Origin of the sequence: Aquibacillus albus, assembly GCF_016908325.1 — a bacterium.
GTDB classification, from domain to species: domain Bacteria; phylum Bacillota; class Bacilli; order Bacillales; family Amphibacillaceae; genus Aquibacillus_A; species Aquibacillus_A albus.
Genome location: NZ_JAFBDR010000016.1, coordinates 85,960 through 102,800 on the forward strand (window position 1 = coordinate 85,960; position 16,841 = coordinate 102,800).

A 16,841-nucleotide genomic window follows, 5' to 3' on the forward strand; every position below is an offset into this window, starting at 1 on the left:
GTGATGGATAAGACATTAGAAGAGACTTTGAGAATACTTAAAGAATGTATTTTACGTGATGGAGGGATATTTGATTTAGGTTGGTGTGAAGAGTTTTTATATTTATATCCCTTTTATAAGCACTTTGATAATGAAAATCGTGTCCTAAAAGCTGGTTTTCTTATTGGCTTTTGGGGATTATTATGTGAATGGGAAGATGGTAGTGGTTTTCCATTCTATACGGGTGTTGAAGAGTTTGGATGTCACCATTTTGATAAGTATGCGAAAGCATTTATTCGAGTTAAATCGAAGATAAAAGAAGAGTTACCTAATATTTATTTCGTTATTATTGAGTCTTTAAAGCTTCTGGATGAGAGAGATGGATTTGAGAATGATCTACCGAATCTATCCAGTTCTCTTTTTAATAATATCAGGGAAGAGTTATTTAATGATGTTATGGAAAAGCCTAACGATGTTTATGAAAAAGCATTAAATGAAGCAGAGATTTTCTTGGAGAAATCAAGCAATTAAGTCGAATTCTTATTCAACATAAGGGGGCAATAGTTGAATAAAGTCATTTTTGAAATGAGGAAATTTTATGAACGATATTAAATTAATAGCCGAAAACGGTGAGTATATAATTTTCTATATAGATGAAGAGTTCTTTAAATATGGGAAAAGTGAGATTGAAATTAAGGTAAGTAATTATCATGTTCGTGGATTAGTATGGTTCAGCTTTGGCGAATTGTCAAAGTTTGCTAAAGAACTGAAGCTGATGTATGAAAAAATGAAAGGGAACGTGGTTTTAGTAGATTCAGAATGTAATGTAGATATTACATTTTCCCTTAATCAAAGAGGCTATTTTGTTTTGAAAGGACGCTATAAAGAAAACTTGGCTAAAGACAATGAATTAATATTTGAGTTAGAAACGACTCAGCCCAGTATTAATAGGTGGGTTACAAAATTGAACGAAGCTATAAAGAGATAATAGTTGTAATTTCTTATTGAACTATTGGGTGGCTTATCTTGAATGGGGAAAGCACACCATTTTTAACTGATTTTCAGGTTTGTTTCCGTTTTTGTTCGTTTATAACAAATTCTATTCTTGGTATTTCAAACAAGACCAAAAACTCATTAAGATAAGAAGGTGTTAATCCGATAAAGATTAACACTTCTTGTGTTACTAACGAAATTCTATTCTGCAAAAAGTATAAAAATGTAAAGCCAAAATAACTACTAGTGCGTCTAATGTGTAACATCAAATGTAAGAAGGTGATCGCCATTAAAAGCTTAGTAAAAAAGGCACAAAAAGGTAATGAAAAAGCTTATATAACTTTGTTTCAGCAGTACGAAGCGGATATTTACCGGACGGCCTATGTGTATGTAAAAAATCAAGAAGACGCACTTGATGTCGTGCAGGAGACGGCTTATCGATCATTTGCAACAATCTCTCACTTAAAAGATCCGAAATATTTTAAGACGTGGCTAATTCGAATTACCATCAACTGTTCCATCGATCTATTAAGGCGGCGAAAAAAAGTGGTTCAGTTAAAGCCAGATTATGAGGAATATATCGGAGAAGAGTCGGAAACAAAGGATCTCCCACTTTCTCTGTCATTAAAGGAACTGATCGATGCGTTAAGTGAAGAAGAGAAAAGTGTTATATTATTACGCTTTTATCACGACTATACTATCAGAGAGACAGCAGAGATTCTTGAAATTCCATTAGGAACAACAAAAACAGTTTTGTATAGAGCGTTGAAAAAACTTCGAAAACAAGTAGATGAGGAGGATGTACATGAGCGATAAAATTAAAAAGGAAATGGAGAAGATTCAGCTTCCTCCCGATTTGCATCAGCGAAGTCAATTGGGTATTAGTAAGGTAAAACAGGAGTCGCGGGTCAATCAATCAAACTGGAAACAGTACAAAGGATTGATTACTGCAGCTAGCTTAATTATTTGTCTACTTTTCACGGCTGTATTCAATACTCAACTATATGCCGGCGTAAAAAAAGTGCTACAGTTTGTACCAGGTATTGGAATGGTGATGGAGGAAGACACGCCGCAAGATCGATATATCCTGGAAAAACCAGTTACGACAAAAATGGGTAATGGAAAAGTAGTCATAACGGGTATTGTCATCGATGATGAAATGACCTATATCACAATGAATGGAAAAGATACAGAGCGCTTCAAGAAGATTACGGTAATTAACGAAAAGGGGGAAAAATATTCTTTAAAATCTTCACAAGATTTATGGACATCTGGAGAGTGGGCTTCTTCGTTTTGGTATGATGGAAAATTAAATCTAAGCGGTAATATTACCGTTGTAATTCATGCCAATCAAGAAATAAATATCCCGGTGAATTTGAAGAAGGCAAATACTTTTGAAAGCTATCAAGAATTAGGGGAAACTTCTACAGCAGGTGGAGTTTCAATCACAACCATTCCGACAAGGATAGATGATGAAGCGAGAATATCACTAGTCTCCCAACATTCCAATCAATATAGAATTATTGATTATGGTATTCTTGATTATACTGTACCACACCAGATTAATGTGCAGGACCAAACAGGTGCTACTTATGATATCTATCGAAAATACATGGGAATGTCTAGTCCAACTAGAGAGTTTTATTATAAGTTAGGTGCTGAAAACATTGACCATTATTCCGTAACTATTCCGGAAATAAGTGTAACATATGATGATATGACAAAAATTAAGCTAAAGGTACCGACAGACATTACAACGGAAGAAATTAACCAAACGTATGAAATTGCTGGTTATCCATTTAAGATAACGAAGCTGGAACGTGTTGGTAACGAACAGATGCGAGTGTATATTGACCTAAATTATAACGAACAAGACCCAAGATCGCTTCATAATCTTCGAATAAAAGAGGTGGGACACAGTGCAAAGATAAATGAAAAAACACAAGTATTGGAATTTTTACAGTTTGACATTAAAAATAATGTTAAAAATATTACGATAACCTTTTCCAATCCGGAAGTAATAATCCGTGGGCCGTGGGAATTTGAATTGGATAAGGAACAATATTTTACAAAATAAGAGAACCATATAGTTGGGTTTGCTTGGATAATCAATAAAGTATCAAGCATAAAAAAATCATTTACATCATTTCTATAATCCATTTCCAAGGCAGAAGAATTGGAGAATGTTAAATTTAATAGGTTATTCAGCTATGGGATACAAGAAATACATACTAAGCGAGGTAATACAAAACTTGAGGAACACTATTCTAAATTCGGTGCAGAATCTATTGGACTTGGCCGCATGGCTATTAATGAGATTGCATCGAAAGAGTTAATTGAGTTATACTTATATAAAGGAGAGTGATACCATGCTAAAGCATGAGAACACTATATCTGAAAAAGAAGTAACAGCAACTGCTCATTGTATTGATGAAGAGCAAGATGGTATTTATGCCTACCCTCATGAGTCTGAAGAAGAGAAGCAAGAAACCATTAGATTAATGAAAAATTATATTAAGAATCGTAAACAATAGTATATTTAAATGCAAATAAGCCTTCTGTATAGAGGGCTTATTTTTGTGTACGTCACACTGTACATGTAGTGTTACACATTGAACGAGGAAGAAAATTAGTATATAGAATCGACAATAAGTAATTAAAAAATTAGTGAAACACATTCTTAACGAAATGGTGAGCTATTACACTAAAACAATAGGGTGGCGGAAGTGCAGAAATGATAAAATGATTCGTTAAAATATTTTCGTACGTTAAAAGTATTTGTGAGAATAGCGAATGAGTTAGGTTAGTTAATAATTGGTAAGGGACTATTCTTGATGAAAAATCATATTAAAGTTAACGGAAAGCTTCTTCAAACGAACAAAAGTTTTTCACAATTAAAAAATAGTCAAAAGGAATGGATTGCAGGAGAACTTTATAAGTTATACCACAATGAAATGAAGAAAAGACGTACAACAAGGAAACTAAAGCCTGATCTACGGGACTTCGTTATCTCATCTTTATATGATAAGATTGAGAACAGAGGGATATGGATTCCTTATAGGGAAGTGAAAAAATATGTATTTAGTAAAACAACAAAGGTAGTAAATTCTTTTAAGAAACAGTACCCTGAGTTAAGCAATGAAATTGAAGCGGAGCACACTATGAAGCAAAAAAGATAACTTAGAATGCTTATGGCAGTGTACAAGTATTTTCAACATATTTTTTCAGGAATAGAACACACAGAAGTATGAAATAAGCAAGATTATAAAAAAGAGCGTCGAGTTGTTCGCAAACGTAAATTACCAGGTGATATATCTTTGTCATTATTAACTTAATTGTTAAAGGGATTCCAGCTGACTACGATGAGAAAATAGACTTGGTTGCCCTTCAATACTTTTTACTCTGTCATACTTCCTTTTCAATTTAATTTCTTTAAAACGGTCCATTAGAAATACAAATAATTAGATGATTAAGCAAACTGGCGAAAATGCTGAATAAGGCTATTCGCTCATTTAAAGCAGTATTTTTTCTATTCAACATTCATTTAAATTTCACCACTTCTAATTTTTTCGATAAAATCTTTTGTGGAAAGGACTCTCCCTTGTTCTAAGTCCTGTTCTGATTTCTCATAACACTATATTATAGGAATTGTTGTTAGTTGCTTGATTATCATTATAAGGAGATTATCAAACGGAAATAGTAATATTCGTGACTGAATACACCTAAGCTAACGGGATGCGAATGTATAACAAGGATTTTGGAGCAGCAGTTGCTGATCCTTTTTCTAATGGAGTTATGTTGAACAAGCAATGTATGTTTGGAGGTTAATGATGATTGTAGATATGGATGTTCGATGTCACCTATACGGTGACGAGTTTTCACCGATAAAAGTAGAAGAAATAACAGGATTAACCATAGATAACAAGATGGAAGTTGGCGTAATAGGGACAAGGGGTAAATACAAAGGAACGCCTATCTCATATGATGGGCAATCACTTATTACTTCTGATGGAGAACTTCTTGATACGAACGACATAAATTTTAAATGGAAATTCTGTGATAAGTTGTTAACCTAATGGGATGCAAGAGCTTAACAAGAAGATCGTCAAAATTGGCGGTCTTTTTCTTTTGAATTTAAAAAGGATATATGGAATATTATGTTAACATAAATGTAGTCCAAAAGATCTTGCGGTAAAGGGCAGTTTTAGTTGAACAAGTTATGAAGGGGGATATTTATAATGAAAAAGGTTCTACTGTTTTTTTTAACTTTATTTATTATTGCAGGTTGTTCATCAGAAAAAGAAAAAGTGATTGACAAATTAAAACCAGAAACTTTCTTAGAAAAATAATTACAATCTTTATTCCACTAACTAACGCAATAGCTGAACAACGGGATGTCGAATACGGGATCCCTATAACGTTAAATGGCAGTTTTCTTGAATAAGGAAAGTAGTATTAATTAGTTGGGAAATCACTGTAATTTTTTAATAAAAATAAAATTTAAAGGGGGAATATCAATGAGAATTGCATATAAAATCGGGTTTTGGATGATTATACTTTTTCTTATTTGGTTTATTTATGCTTTATTTACTTATGAAGAAATGCTTATTTTAATACCATTGTCGGCAGGGGCGGCTGTACTTCCAGTATTTTTATGGTATTTTCTTTTAGTCTTCTTATATAAAAAGCTGCCAAAACTACGGATACTAATTTTCATTGTTTTTATTCCCTTGCTTATTTATTATTTATACTATTTAGGGGGACTTGTGATTTATTAATTTAAACCTGCTAATAAAAGGTTATTGCATTAACCTGCAATAGTGGAACAAGCTGTCGCTGCCACTGTTGAACTCGAGGTAGAAGAGTTTAGTAAAAGATAATGATTTTGGGGGATTTAATAGATGAACTATTTTTTGAAGTTAAATGTTGTTAGCATTGTATATGCTCTTATGGTATTTGTTCCTTTTGAGCTGATGTTAAATGTATATAGAATTAGCAGACTGACAAATCTTGAAATTGGTACGGTTAATTTTATGACTGGTGTAACCCTAATTGTTGACATTATAGGTGGTACAATACTACTCGTTTTCTTAACAAAAAAGTGGCTGGGTAAGCAGAAGGCGAACTTTTGGACAGTCATTCTTTGGGCACCCTATTTTGTTCTTTTTGTTTATTTATTCGCATCTTTATTCCCAATGACTAATGGTGGAGATGCCTCTAACCCTGCTTCTGGTCTTTTAGCAATAGGAGGACTGATAGTATTTCCTCTTTATATACTAATTCTCAATTTCCTTGGTAGAACAAATGATGATAAAACCTTTAAGACTGCATAAATAATAAAGATTGTGCAGAATTGTACTTAAAGTAAGGATGCAAGAGCTGAAGATTGATTACCGATTATGCAGCTCTTTTTTTATGCTTTTTCCAAATAAAAGGAGATGAATGATAAGATTGTAATTAGTAATGAAGGGTTAGTTTATATTAGGGGGATAAATCTTGTTTAAAAAATATCTTTTCATTTCGTTTGTTCTGATAATTCTGAGTGGATGTAGTTTCAATGAGACTCTAGATACTACGAACCTTACAGTGAAAGAACCAGAAACACCTTATGAAAAAGCAGCTAAAGCTACTATTTTTGAACCTGTAAAAAAACAAATCGCAAATCAATCACTACCGTATGAAGTTAAATTTCCTAAATATATTCCTTTTGAATACGAAGAATCAAACGTGTTTTTATATGGATGGGATAAGAAAAATAAGGATGTGGTAACCCATATTAGATACTTATCAATCGAAGGTTATGAACAGATTGATAAAAACACAAGTAAACCTCAACAAATACCACATGTTGATTATATGGTTTCTAATTTTGAACGGAATTATAGTACGGCATCAGAATCTAATGATCATGAAGAAATCGAGATAAATGAGGGATTTACGGCGTTATTTACGAGTGATGATTTCGGAAAAAATATGCAATTGATATGGTATAAAGATGGAATGGAATTCACTTTAGAGATGAATAATTGTGGTTATTTACAGGATGGGAAAGCAGAGTTAATAAAAATAGCTAAATCAATTTAACAGTCTTTAATTGAAATAATAGTTAGTGAAGATAAAAAGGGGTGTTAAAATGCGTGGTATTAAAACGATGTTACTGGGAATTGCGTTAATGCTAGTTGGGCTATATTTACCACACGAAGCTGCATTTAGAACAGGTGGTTATGAAATTTATCTATTAGCCTTAGGATTTATTATTGTAATAATTGGCTGTTTCAAAAAAGATAAGAAAGAAAATCCATAGATAAGTTAATAAATTAACGGGAGCAAAAGGACAATAAAGAGTTGCTATAAAGGGTGCTTGAGCGAAAGAGTGGGAGCCGTCGTAACGGCAGCTCCTTTGGCTTATTTTGAATGGACGGTTTAGTAAACGAAGAGAACATGTTAAATTTAGTTTAAATTTTGCAAAGGGGGATTAGGGATGAACACATTAACAATTAAAGAACTTCAATCACAAAATGAAATTGTTGAAGCATTTCCAGTTATGAAACAATTACGAACTCACCTTGATGAAGAGACATATCTCGAATTAGTATTAGAGGCAAAAGAGAAAGATAGATATAAAATGTTTGCATTAGTTGACGAAGGAGAAATAGTTGCAGTAACTGGCTTTAAGCCTATGGTAACACTATATTATGGTAGATTTGTTTGGGTTTGTGATTTAGTAACTGATACAAATAAGCGTTCAAGAGGCTATGGTGAAAAACTACTTACATATGTTCATGAATGGGCAAAGGAAAACAATTATAAAAGTGTTGCTTTATCTTCTGGATTAAAGCGTACTGACGCACATCGTTTTTATGAAAATAGAATGGATTATGACAAAGTAAGTTATGTATTCAAAGCAAATTTGAAATAAGTGGGCTATTAAAGTAACGGGTAGCGTTAGTAAAAGAATACGCAAGGGAAAAAAACAAAAAGATGGGGCGAAGTCTTAGCCTTTATGAAAAAGGAAACATTTTTAGCAGAAAGTATGAAAATGGTCATGGATTTTACAATGACAATTGAAGCACAAGCTACTGTTGACTATATAATTGATAGCTATAATGAAATAGAAGAAATTACACTACCTGAAAAGGCACATAGTTACAAAAATATATGATCAATACCTATGACCTTAACAAATTATACGCTTCCATTTTTTACATTGAATATGATTCAATAAAGGATATACCATCGTTTTCAACTCCTTATGGTAAAGGATTATTTGGAAGTTCTGTGATAGGTACTTCCATTTTACACTGAAAACGATGGTTCTTTCTGTTTAAATAAACCTATTTACTACGCTTAGGCATCATTAGTATCCGATAATCTCCAGGAATGCATCATCTTCGATTAAGTTATAGAACATTGGGTCTTCGTACGCCCAATCCCCATAGTTTGGATCAATCTCTATCGTTTTCGCTAACAGCTTAAGTGCTTCTTCTTTTTGTTCCATGTACATTAATGTTCGACTTTTCCCATAATATCCAGATGGGGACTCTGGAAACTTTTCAATCACCGTGTCATACACGTTAACAGCTTCCTCTAGCTTATTTAAGTCAACTAATACTGAACCTTTATAATAGTATGCATCAATTTGCGAAGGGTCTAAGGCAATAATTTGATTGCTATACGCCACTACTTCTTCAAAATTTCCAATCCCATCATGGGTGTACATCAAATACCACAATGCATCAATATCTCCAGGAATCAATTTGTTGTATTTGTTAAACGCTTCTAATGCTGCTTTATATTCGCCGATATAATAATTTGCAACACCTTTTCCATAAAAGGCATATTCACTATTTGGGTTAATTTTTAACGCCTCTTCATAGTATGTCAATGCTTCTTGATCTCGATCCATTGCTGACAGCGCATTTCCCATATTAATATATTCCATATCACCGTCTGGCTTTATATTAATTGCTTCTTTTGCAAAGTCAATAGCTTCTTCAAACCTGCCTAACTCATTTAATGCCCATGATTTATTACTTAACGCCGATTCAAGGGCTGGGTCTAACTCCAAGGACTTATCTAATGAATCTAATGCTTCATCAGCTCGTCCAAGCTCGAGTAGTAGATAACCGCGCTCTCCATGTAGACTAGCATCTCTTGGATATTTCTCGATTCTTTCGTCGACATATGCTAACGCCTCTTCAAATTCACCATTTTCATAGTAAGCTTCTACCTTTTCACTATCGTACATCAAATCAATCGGAAGCAATGTTGTTGGACTACATCCAAATAATAACGAAGTTCCTAAAGTTAGAATTAGTATAGATTTTTTTTCCATTGCCGCTATTCCCCTTATAATAGATTGGTACAAAGTTCTTAGATATTAGGCTAACAACCAAATGCTTTATTAAAATTCACACTATTTATAGAATAGCATATTTAACTACTTAGTGGAGGGAAAATCAAAACATACCTGATATTACAAATCCTTTAAAGAGGATAAAAATGCAACAAAGTTACTCCATTAATCAGTTGCATTGAGCTGGCCCTTCCTTTGTTATCAAAAGGTAATCGAACTAGATGATGAAAAGAGTTACACTTAAACATAAGCGTGCAAGAGTTAAATAAGGCGATCATCATTGGTCGTCTTTTTATTTTATCTGATAATCTTTTGGAATATTTTGTTAAAATTAATGTAACAAAAGATCTTTTAGTAAAGAAGCATGTTAATTTAAGAGTGCTGTCAACTTACATTTAACAAACTGTCCAGTCTATTGAGCGACTCCTTAATGAAAATTAGTTCGTTATTCAAAATTTAATTAGTTTGAATTTATATACTTCAAGTAATCCTGCCTAAGTTAAAAAAGACGAAATAATATCATTTATAGTGTAGTGTAATATTTGAATTCGTAAAAAGGAGGATTTTACTTTTGAATATTTTAATTTTAGGTGCAACTGGACGAGTTGGAAGTCAAATAGTAACTTATGCACTTCATGATAGACATCATGTTACTGTATTAATTCGCACTCCAGAGAAGATTCAAATAAATAGTGAAAATTTAACCATTATACACGGGGATGTTTTAAATAAAAATGATATAGTACGTGCAATGCATGGGATTGATGTTGTTATTAGTGCACTAAATACTGATGGCACAACCACTCTTTCAGAAAGTATGCCACTAATTATCAAAGCAATGGAAAACGAAGGTATACAACGAATTATCACGATAGGAACCGCAGGGATCTTACAAAGTAGAACTACGCCATCCGTACTCCGTTATCAGTCAAGTGAATCAAAACGTAAATCTACCCGTGCAGCAGAAGAACATCATAAAGTTTACGATATGCTTAAACAATCAACACTCGAATGGACTATTGTATGTCCTACATATTTACCTGATGGAGAAAGTATAGGTGATTATCGTGAGGAACGTGATTTTTTGCCGGTGGGTGGAGATAAAATATACGTTACGGATACAGCAGGATTTACTTATAAGCAGATTGAAAGTAACAATTATATAAAATCACGCGTAGGTATCGCCTACTAATAAAATTCTCTTACATTATTATCTGCTTTCAAAAGGTAAAACTTATTGTTTGTGAAAAAATCGCACTTCAACTAACTAATGCATTTCTTGAAAAAGCAAATAAAACAAAAAGGAGAAAGCTTGATGCTGGATTATATTTGGTTAGATGACAACTCACCAATATTAGACCAATTACCACATAATTTTACATCAGCAGCAATATTGCTCCATCCTTTTGTCCAAATGCCTATGGGATGGGGACAAAATAAACGAGAAAATGAACATATATATCCAACTGATGAAGAGATTTTAAAATATGGTAAACCTGTTAGTTGGGATGCCATAATAAATAAAAGTAAATTATCAACCTATGAAGAACTAGCTGTTGCTTTAAAAACGTCTATCGCTGCATTAAGAAGGGAATATGCTAGAGAAGATTTAGCTGATAAATTAAAATCAAGTATGGAAAGTGACCTATATTATCTTGATGAAGATTTCCCAACGGTATTTTTAGTTAATGACTTATTAAATCTTCTTAGTTCAAAAGGGGCAAAAAAGTTAAGTTACTCAGACCCTATACTAGACAAAAGAGGCAATATAGAATTAAAAAATTTAAATGCATTAGGGGTAAGTGAATTATCACTTAAAGAGGTGATGATTACAGATGAGAATATGGATTTTTCTTTCATGAATGTATATGACTCTTTCATCACAATTATTATGGCAAAAGGGAATGATATAAATAACATAGTTAGTTCGATAAATTTGGAAGCAATAGTATGTAGTAAAAATACATATATAAACTGGTATTCAAAGGCGTAATGAGCTAAAGGTGCAGGAATGTTGAACAAGAACTAATTGTTGATAGTAAATGATACAAATTATTCTAAGGACTAAGGAGGAGTGTGACTTGAAGGGGAAAATTATAATATCTGCGGTATTAGTCTTAGTCATCTTAATAGCTTGGAACTTCTATCCGAAACATTATAGCGAAACACTAAATGGTGTTTATTATCAACTAGGCAACGAAGAGGTATCAGAGAATATAAAAATGCATATTGATGGTAAATTACGTCCTCGTATTTTCGGAAATAAAAAGTTTGAGGGGACCGTAAAATTTGAAGGTGAAATGGTGCCTAGCATTTCAGAGGATAGAGGAGAACTGGAAATTTATTTTGAAAATGAGAACGGTGTTGGGGTTATAGCCTCATTTGGTCGTACTGGTGAGAATGGAGTTCTTATTCCCGATATTTATCATTATGGAATCGCCTACAAAAATGACGATTATACTCAATTTACAATAAAAGTTTATTGCAGGGATACTGAAGATAGTAAGGGGTCGTGGTCAAAAAACAATGGATTAATGATTACTGCTCCAGCGGGCGATAGAGAGGAAGCCTTGGAACTGTCAAATAAATTAATTGAAGAATATGAAGATTCCTTCATTAATGATTGATTGTGATTATGTACACTTAAACTAAAGGGAGGCTTATTAACAATAAGGATTAAGCGCCTATAATATTTAATAAGCTAGACTTTAATTCAAATTTCAATAAGAAAGGAGTGTGGTGAGAATGGTTAAAAAGAAGGGTTGTATTATTTTTATAATTTTATGTATCATTTCGTTAGCAGCTTGTAGTAAGGAAAATGTTAATAATTATGTGTGGAAAGCAGACAGTTCTAATTGGGAACTAGAGACTAATTTTGATAACTTAACTACACATTATAACAAGAAATTATTTACTATAACACTTACTTACAAAGGAACTTTTGATGAGTTTAATAAAATGAGAAGAGTGCAAGTTCATCAAGGTAATGTACAATATACAGCATCAGAATTATTTTTGGATACGAGTCTAAAGAATGATATACCAAATGATAATTCAAAATATGAATTTATAGACTTTAGTAGTAAGGAAAACAAAACATTGAAGGCAAAATTTCAATATGATACTGATATGGAGAAACCGTTTGAAGAGTACATTACCGATAACGGAAATATGGATTTAACTATTAGTTGGGGAACAGACAAAGATAAAGCTGAATACACAGATAAAATCAAGTTAGATGCAAGTGGTAATTGACTAAAACGTGAAAGATTACACTTAATGTAGCGGGTGTTTATCTGGAACAAGAAACGTAGACCTTATTGCGTTAAAGGAGCATTAATGTTCAATTGATGTTTAATGAAAGGGGCGAGACTTTTATGAAATATTCCCTATATGGAGCAATTGGTTTAGTCGTAATATTTATTGTTTTAAATATACTAAATTATGATGGTTTCAATATCATTATCGGTTCTTTTGAATGGGTAACTCGTTACATATTACCTTGGATAGCACTATATTGGTTTATACAATTGGTAAAAAGTAATTAAAGATAACACCTTTAAATGTTTCATTAACGGGAGCTTTTCTTGAAGATCACTTTAATCCTCGAATATCGTTCAAATTAACATTTCATGATATAAAGGAGAGCTTTAGCAGATCAAGTGGATCGTCATGTTTTATTGGTGGCCCACTTCTTTTGAGTTATTCAAAAAATTACTAGAATTATATGATAAAATAAATTCTGAACATTATTCGTAAAATATTTGTCAGTGTATATAATATCATGTTAAATATAAAATAAACTTTTTGAGGCGTACAAATAAAAAGGAGTATTAACATTATGACATTTAGAGAAATAAGCCCTAAAATTAGTATTAATGAAATGAAAGAGCTTGGTAAATTATCAGGACAAACGTTAAAGCACAAAGAAGAACGTGATAATGAACTTAATGCAATTATTAATGGTGAAGATGATCGCTTGCTTTTGGTAATCGGTCCTTGTTCATCTGATAATGAAGAAGCTGTTCTTGAATATGCTCGTCGCTTAGCAAAATTACAAGAGGAAGTTAAAGATAAGATTTTTATTGTCATGAGGGTATATACGGCAAAACCACGTACCAATGGTGATGGATATAAAGGCTTAATCCATCAGCCAGATTCAAAAGGTAATCCTAGCTTGATTAACGGTATCAAAGCTGTTCGTGAATTACATTATAAAGTAATTACAGAGACTGGTTTGACAACAGCAGATGAAATGTTATATCCCGAAAATCTTCCTTTGATTGATGATCTTGTAAGCTATCATGCAATTGGGGCGCGAAGTGTAGAGAATCAACAACATCGATTTGTTGCAAGTGGTATTGATGCACCAACAGGCATGAAAAACCCCACTTCAGGTAATTTGAACGTAATGTTTAATGGTATCTATGCTGCTCAACATGCACAAAATTTTCTGTTTAATTACGCTGAAGTAGAAACAGAAGGCAATCCCCTTGCTCATGCAATTCTACGTGGTGGAGTAAATGAGTACGGAAAAAATATACCAAATTACTATACAGAAAATTTACTAGACGCTATCAAAATTTACGAAAAAATGCATCTTAAAAATCCATTTATCATGATTGATACGAATCATAATAACTCTGGTAAACAATATTTAGAACAAATTCGTATCGTTCGTCAAATTTTGATTAATCGTGAATGGAATGAAAAAATAAAGAAATATGTTCGCGGATTTATGATTGAATCTTATCTTGAAGAAGGGCGGCAAGACGAACCATTAGTATTTGGTAAATCAATTACAGATCCTTGTCTTGGGTGGGATAATACAAAAGAACTTATTTATGAAATTTATAAAAAAGAAGCTAAATAAAGTGTTAGGGGTCAGACCCTCCATGTGGACAAATGTCCACGGTTGGGGTCTGTGACCCTTTTTTTTGGAAGCAAGTATTCCAGGATTGATTTTTTTAGGTCCAATTGGTGCAGTGATAGGTGGGTTAATTGGATTTGTATTTGGGACTACTCAATCAAATTATAGAAAGATTGTCAATTTGGAAAAAGAAATCACCGATTTAAAAAATAATAAAAGCTAAACTACTTCTATTAAATTTAAAGTAAAGGGAGCATTAGCTGAGCAAGGGAGCTGTCGGTGTCCGGCAGCTCCTATTGTGCTAAAGAAGCAGGTTAGCTGAAAAGGGGGCAATTGATGTATTAGGAGGTTTTTATGCGAAAATATCTATTATTGATTATGTGTTTGATGCTGCTATCAGCTTGTTCATCAGAAGACGATGTTAATTTCGATGAAACTATGATAGTTACTGGGAAAGTAATTCAAAAAAAATAAGAGAGAAAAGAAGAACTTACTAAGTATTGTATAGAGGTATTGACTATTATCGAACAAACTAAAAAGAATATTATACTTGAAGTCGACAATCGGAATGTATGGAACCTTATACTTTAAGATGAGTTTTATAGAATTTCGTTTGATACTAAAGACGGTTACGGATATGAAGTTAATAGCCCAATCAAATCAATTAAAATAATAGAAGTTGATAAAACATTTCAAGAAAACTTAACTAATTTACTTCTCCCCCCACAATGTTTTTCAAAAAGAAGGGGCATCAGATTTGAACATTTGTTTATTAGCCTTTTTTGATCTCTTGAACAATAATGACAGCTGAAATAACTAAGATAATACCAAGATATTGCCATAGGTTTAATTGTTCGTGAAAAAAAATAAAACCAGTTAGGGATGCTACTATCAGGGAAGAGTTATTTAATGATGTTATGGAAAAGCCTAACGATGTTTATGAAAAAGCATTAAATGAAGCAGAGATTTTCTTGGAGAAATCAAGCAATTAAGTCGAATTCTTATTCAACATAAGGGGGTAAATCTTGAGTAAAGGTTCATGGTGAATAGAGGTGTAAACGTATGAATCAATTGGAGGTTTTAAACCTAATTCAACAAATCAACAAAGAGGATGTTTTACCCAAGTATTCCCTAAGAAGAAACTCGAAATATTATTCATTTGTTATGTATATAAATAGCTCTGTTGCTTGTTATTTGAGTGAAAACTATGATGGAACAATGATTTTTTATTAATAGGGCTTATAAAGAAATGAAGGAAGTTTTCTTAAACAATAGCATCGAGGAGCACAGCTTTAAATATTTCATTTTGTGTAAGAAATATATTGCAGGAATTTCGGGGTATTTAGTTGCTCATAAACTAATCGATGAATTTCATATTGAAAATGTAGAAGGAATGGATTTTAATTTCTTATTGCGTTAACGGGATGCGAATTTTTAACAAGGTAGATGCAACGGAGGTAAAGCAAAATGAAGTCAGTAAGGATTGCATTGGAAATCGATTTTCACAAGACTTTATCGTATTATAAGAATCTCCCACTTATCGGTGAAGAAGAACGCTGTGAATGCATTTACTGTAAGAATTATGCATTAGCAACTGCTTATTTTCCAAAGAGCGTAAAAACGCTGTTAAGTAATATGGGGGTAAATCCTAAGAAAGATGCAGAAGTGAGCCATTTTTACGAGGCTAAAAATAGTAAGCATATGTATGTTGCCGATTACAGGGTATTTGGTAAGGTGTTAAAGAAACCCAATCAAAATATAATTGATATTTATCATAAAAATGATGAAGATTACTTTAACCTTGGCTTTGAAAATATCCATGTTTTAGAAAATGATGAGATTGTTATGAATTTTTATATCGATGCATTTTTACCTTGGCTCTTAGAAGTAAACCCTGAATAAGTGTTGTTCCACTATAGGAGTGCGATTATAGAACAAGCATAAATGCTTTTATGGAAGTTTAATTGAATAGCTAGGGAGAGTGTAAATGTGAATTTAGGTTGGATAAGTATTATTTCAGTTTTGCTAATTATTCTATGTTTTTCTTATACACTTACTTTTATTGAAAACATACATCAAGGAGATAAACGAATCGCCAAACAGTCAAAATTAGTAGCAATCATTTGTCTTGGCTTGGGTCTTCTTATTCCGATTGTGTTTATTCTAATCGCATATGACTTTTAACACTTTATTAAACAAACGGGTGGCAAGAGCTTAACAAGATGATCGTCCATTGACGGTCTTTTTCTTTTGAATTTATAAATGATTAATGGAATATTATGTTAAAATTAAATGAAACAATAATGACTTTTATTAAGTGTGGAGTTCTCTAAGTAAAGAGGGGGATTAACTGTTGGAAGTTATAGTATTATTTAGCCTAATCTTTTTATTGGTTATCATCTATTGCTTTTTTCTTTGGCATGGAATTATAAAGCCTTCCCCAATACAAATACAACTCTTTGGTATTCATTTGACGCTAGTTGGCGGGGTTTTATTAATAATTTTTAATGAATTTAATGTTCTTTACTATTTAACTTTCTTTATTATGTATAAATGCTACTTTAATAATGTACAGAAATGATTAATTAAGTATGTACAGTTCTGATAGTTTCGCTGCATAATATTCTGGAGGTGAATATTATG

Annotated in this window: 26 protein-coding genes; 25 read left to right on the forward strand and 1 reads right to left on the reverse strand. The window is 32.5% G+C overall.

The annotated features are described in order from the left end of the window. The first annotated feature begins 3 nt into the window (after positions 1–3). The 15 genes from JOC48_RS13965 (at position 4) to JOC48_RS14030 (ending at position 8,134) form a co-directional block, all read left to right on the forward strand. A complete protein-coding gene (locus tag JOC48_RS13965) occupies positions 4–510 on the forward strand; it encodes a hypothetical protein (protein ID WP_204500698.1) in 507 nt (168 codons plus the stop codon). A 67-nt stretch (positions 511–577) separates the two neighbouring features. Next, entirely contained in the window at positions 578–967 is a 390-nt protein-coding gene (locus tag JOC48_RS13970; protein ID WP_204500700.1) for a WapI family immunity protein, read from the forward strand. A 260-nt stretch (positions 968–1,227) separates the two neighbouring features. Next, positions 1,228–1,788 carry a sigma-70 family RNA polymerase sigma factor gene (locus JOC48_RS13975; protein ID WP_204500702.1) on the forward strand — a complete coding sequence of 187 codons (561 nt, stop codon included), beginning with the start codon at positions 1,228–1,230 and terminating at the stop codon, positions 1,786–1,788. After that, the gene (locus tag JOC48_RS13980) at positions 1,778–3,049 is read left to right on the forward strand and encodes a DUF4179 domain-containing protein (RefSeq protein WP_204500704.1); all 1,272 of its coding nucleotides are present in this window, start codon (positions 1,778–1,780) and stop codon (positions 3,047–3,049) included. Before JOC48_RS13975 ends, JOC48_RS13980 begins: the two co-directional genes overlap by 11 nt. Before the next feature lie 99 nt (positions 3,050–3,148). Then, a complete protein-coding gene (locus JOC48_RS13985; RefSeq protein WP_204500706.1) occupies positions 3,149–3,337 on the forward strand; it encodes a hypothetical protein in 189 nt (62 codons plus the stop codon). A gap of 4 nt (positions 3,338–3,341) precedes the next feature. After that, the gene (locus tag JOC48_RS13990) at positions 3,342–3,506 is read left to right on the forward strand and encodes a hypothetical protein (protein WP_204500708.1); all 165 of its coding nucleotides are present in this window, start codon (positions 3,342–3,344) and stop codon (positions 3,504–3,506) included. A 300-nt stretch (positions 3,507–3,806) separates the two neighbouring features. Then, the gene (locus JOC48_RS13995) at positions 3,807–4,151 is read left to right on the forward strand and encodes a hypothetical protein (RefSeq protein WP_204500710.1); all 345 of its coding nucleotides are present in this window, start codon (positions 3,807–3,809) and stop codon (positions 4,149–4,151) included. Between the two features lie 651 nt (positions 4,152–4,802). Further along, positions 4,803–5,048 carry a hypothetical protein gene (locus JOC48_RS14000; RefSeq protein ID WP_204500711.1) on the forward strand — a complete coding sequence of 82 codons (246 nt, stop codon included), beginning with the start codon at positions 4,803–4,805 and terminating at the stop codon, positions 5,046–5,048. A 162-nt stretch (positions 5,049–5,210) separates the two neighbouring features. Beyond that, on the forward strand, positions 5,211–5,321 hold the full coding sequence (locus tag JOC48_RS21295; RefSeq protein WP_239584379.1) for a lipoprotein: 111 nt from the start codon (positions 5,211–5,213) through the stop codon (positions 5,319–5,321). 168 nt (positions 5,322–5,489) lie between these two features. After that, positions 5,490–5,750, forward strand: a complete 261-nt coding sequence (locus JOC48_RS14005; protein ID WP_204500712.1) for a hypothetical protein — start codon at positions 5,490–5,492, stop codon at positions 5,748–5,750. 123 nt (positions 5,751–5,873) lie between these two features. Then, positions 5,874–6,305, forward strand: a complete 432-nt coding sequence (locus tag JOC48_RS14010; RefSeq protein WP_204500713.1) for a hypothetical protein — start codon at positions 5,874–5,876, stop codon at positions 6,303–6,305. Positions 6,306–6,558: 253 nt separating this feature from the next. Then, on the forward strand, positions 6,559–7,056 hold the full coding sequence (locus tag JOC48_RS14015) for a hypothetical protein (protein ID WP_204500714.1): 498 nt from the start codon (positions 6,559–6,561) through the stop codon (positions 7,054–7,056). Positions 7,057–7,105: 49 nt separating this feature from the next. After that, entirely contained in the window at positions 7,106–7,276 is a 171-nt protein-coding gene (locus JOC48_RS14020) for a hypothetical protein (protein ID WP_204500715.1), read from the forward strand. A gap of 177 nt (positions 7,277–7,453) precedes the next feature. Beyond that, on the forward strand, positions 7,454–7,891 hold the full coding sequence (locus JOC48_RS14025; protein ID WP_204500716.1) for a GNAT family N-acetyltransferase: 438 nt from the start codon (positions 7,454–7,456) through the stop codon (positions 7,889–7,891). Positions 7,892–7,975: 84 nt separating this feature from the next. Continuing rightward, positions 7,976–8,134: a DUF6612 family protein gene (locus JOC48_RS14030; RefSeq protein WP_204500718.1), complete on the forward strand. Its 159-nt coding sequence runs from the start codon at positions 7,976–7,978 to the stop codon at positions 8,132–8,134. A gap of 195 nt (positions 8,135–8,329) precedes the next feature. On the opposite strand, the gene JOC48_RS14035 is transcribed toward JOC48_RS14030, so the two are convergent. After that, positions 8,330–9,307, reverse strand: a complete 978-nt coding sequence (locus tag JOC48_RS14035; RefSeq protein WP_204500720.1) for a tetratricopeptide repeat protein — start codon at positions 9,305–9,307, stop codon at positions 8,330–8,332. Between the two features lie 592 nt (positions 9,308–9,899). On the opposite strand from JOC48_RS14035, the gene JOC48_RS14040 reads away from it, so the two are divergent. The 10 genes from JOC48_RS14040 to JOC48_RS14085 all read left to right on the forward strand — a co-directional run bounded on the left by JOC48_RS14040 (position 9,900) and on the right by JOC48_RS14085 (position 16,382). After that, positions 9,900–10,520, forward strand: a complete 621-nt coding sequence (locus tag JOC48_RS14040; protein WP_204500722.1) for an NAD(P)-dependent oxidoreductase — start codon at positions 9,900–9,902, stop codon at positions 10,518–10,520. Positions 10,521–10,607: 87 nt separating this feature from the next. Further along, the gene (locus JOC48_RS14045) at positions 10,608–11,321 is read left to right on the forward strand and encodes a DUF2711 family protein (RefSeq protein WP_338024320.1); all 714 of its coding nucleotides are present in this window, start codon (positions 10,608–10,610) and stop codon (positions 11,319–11,321) included. A gap of 88 nt (positions 11,322–11,409) precedes the next feature. Beyond that, a complete protein-coding gene (locus tag JOC48_RS14050) occupies positions 11,410–11,955 on the forward strand; it encodes a hypothetical protein (RefSeq protein WP_204500724.1) in 546 nt (181 codons plus the stop codon). A gap of 118 nt (positions 11,956–12,073) precedes the next feature. Continuing rightward, positions 12,074–12,583, forward strand: a complete 510-nt coding sequence (locus JOC48_RS14055) for a hypothetical protein (protein WP_204500726.1) — start codon at positions 12,074–12,076, stop codon at positions 12,581–12,583. A gap of 577 nt (positions 12,584–13,160) precedes the next feature. Then, positions 13,161–14,201, forward strand: coding sequence for a 3-deoxy-7-phosphoheptulonate synthase (locus JOC48_RS14060; RefSeq protein ID WP_338024321.1), 1,041 nt, complete (start codon positions 13,161–13,163; stop codon positions 14,199–14,201). 64 nt (positions 14,202–14,265) lie between these two features. Next, entirely contained in the window at positions 14,266–14,421 is a 156-nt protein-coding gene (locus tag JOC48_RS14065; protein WP_204500730.1) for a Z-ring associated ZapG family protein, read from the forward strand. Positions 14,422–15,260: 839 nt separating this feature from the next. After that, complete coding sequence (locus JOC48_RS14070; RefSeq protein WP_204500732.1) at positions 15,261–15,431, forward strand: hypothetical protein; 171 nt, start codon at positions 15,261–15,263, stop codon at positions 15,429–15,431. Between the two features lie 16 nt (positions 15,432–15,447). Continuing rightward, positions 15,448–15,618 (forward strand): hypothetical protein, encoded by a 171-nt coding sequence (locus JOC48_RS14075; RefSeq protein ID WP_204500734.1) that lies wholly within the window; start codon positions 15,448–15,450, stop codon positions 15,616–15,618. A gap of 47 nt (positions 15,619–15,665) precedes the next feature. Then, the gene (locus JOC48_RS14080) at positions 15,666–16,100 is read left to right on the forward strand and encodes a hypothetical protein (RefSeq protein WP_204500735.1); all 435 of its coding nucleotides are present in this window, start codon (positions 15,666–15,668) and stop codon (positions 16,098–16,100) included. Between the two features lie 87 nt (positions 16,101–16,187). Beyond that, positions 16,188–16,382, forward strand: a complete 195-nt coding sequence (locus JOC48_RS14085; RefSeq protein ID WP_204500736.1) for a hypothetical protein — start codon at positions 16,188–16,190, stop codon at positions 16,380–16,382. Positions 16,383–16,841: the final 459 nt, after the last annotated feature.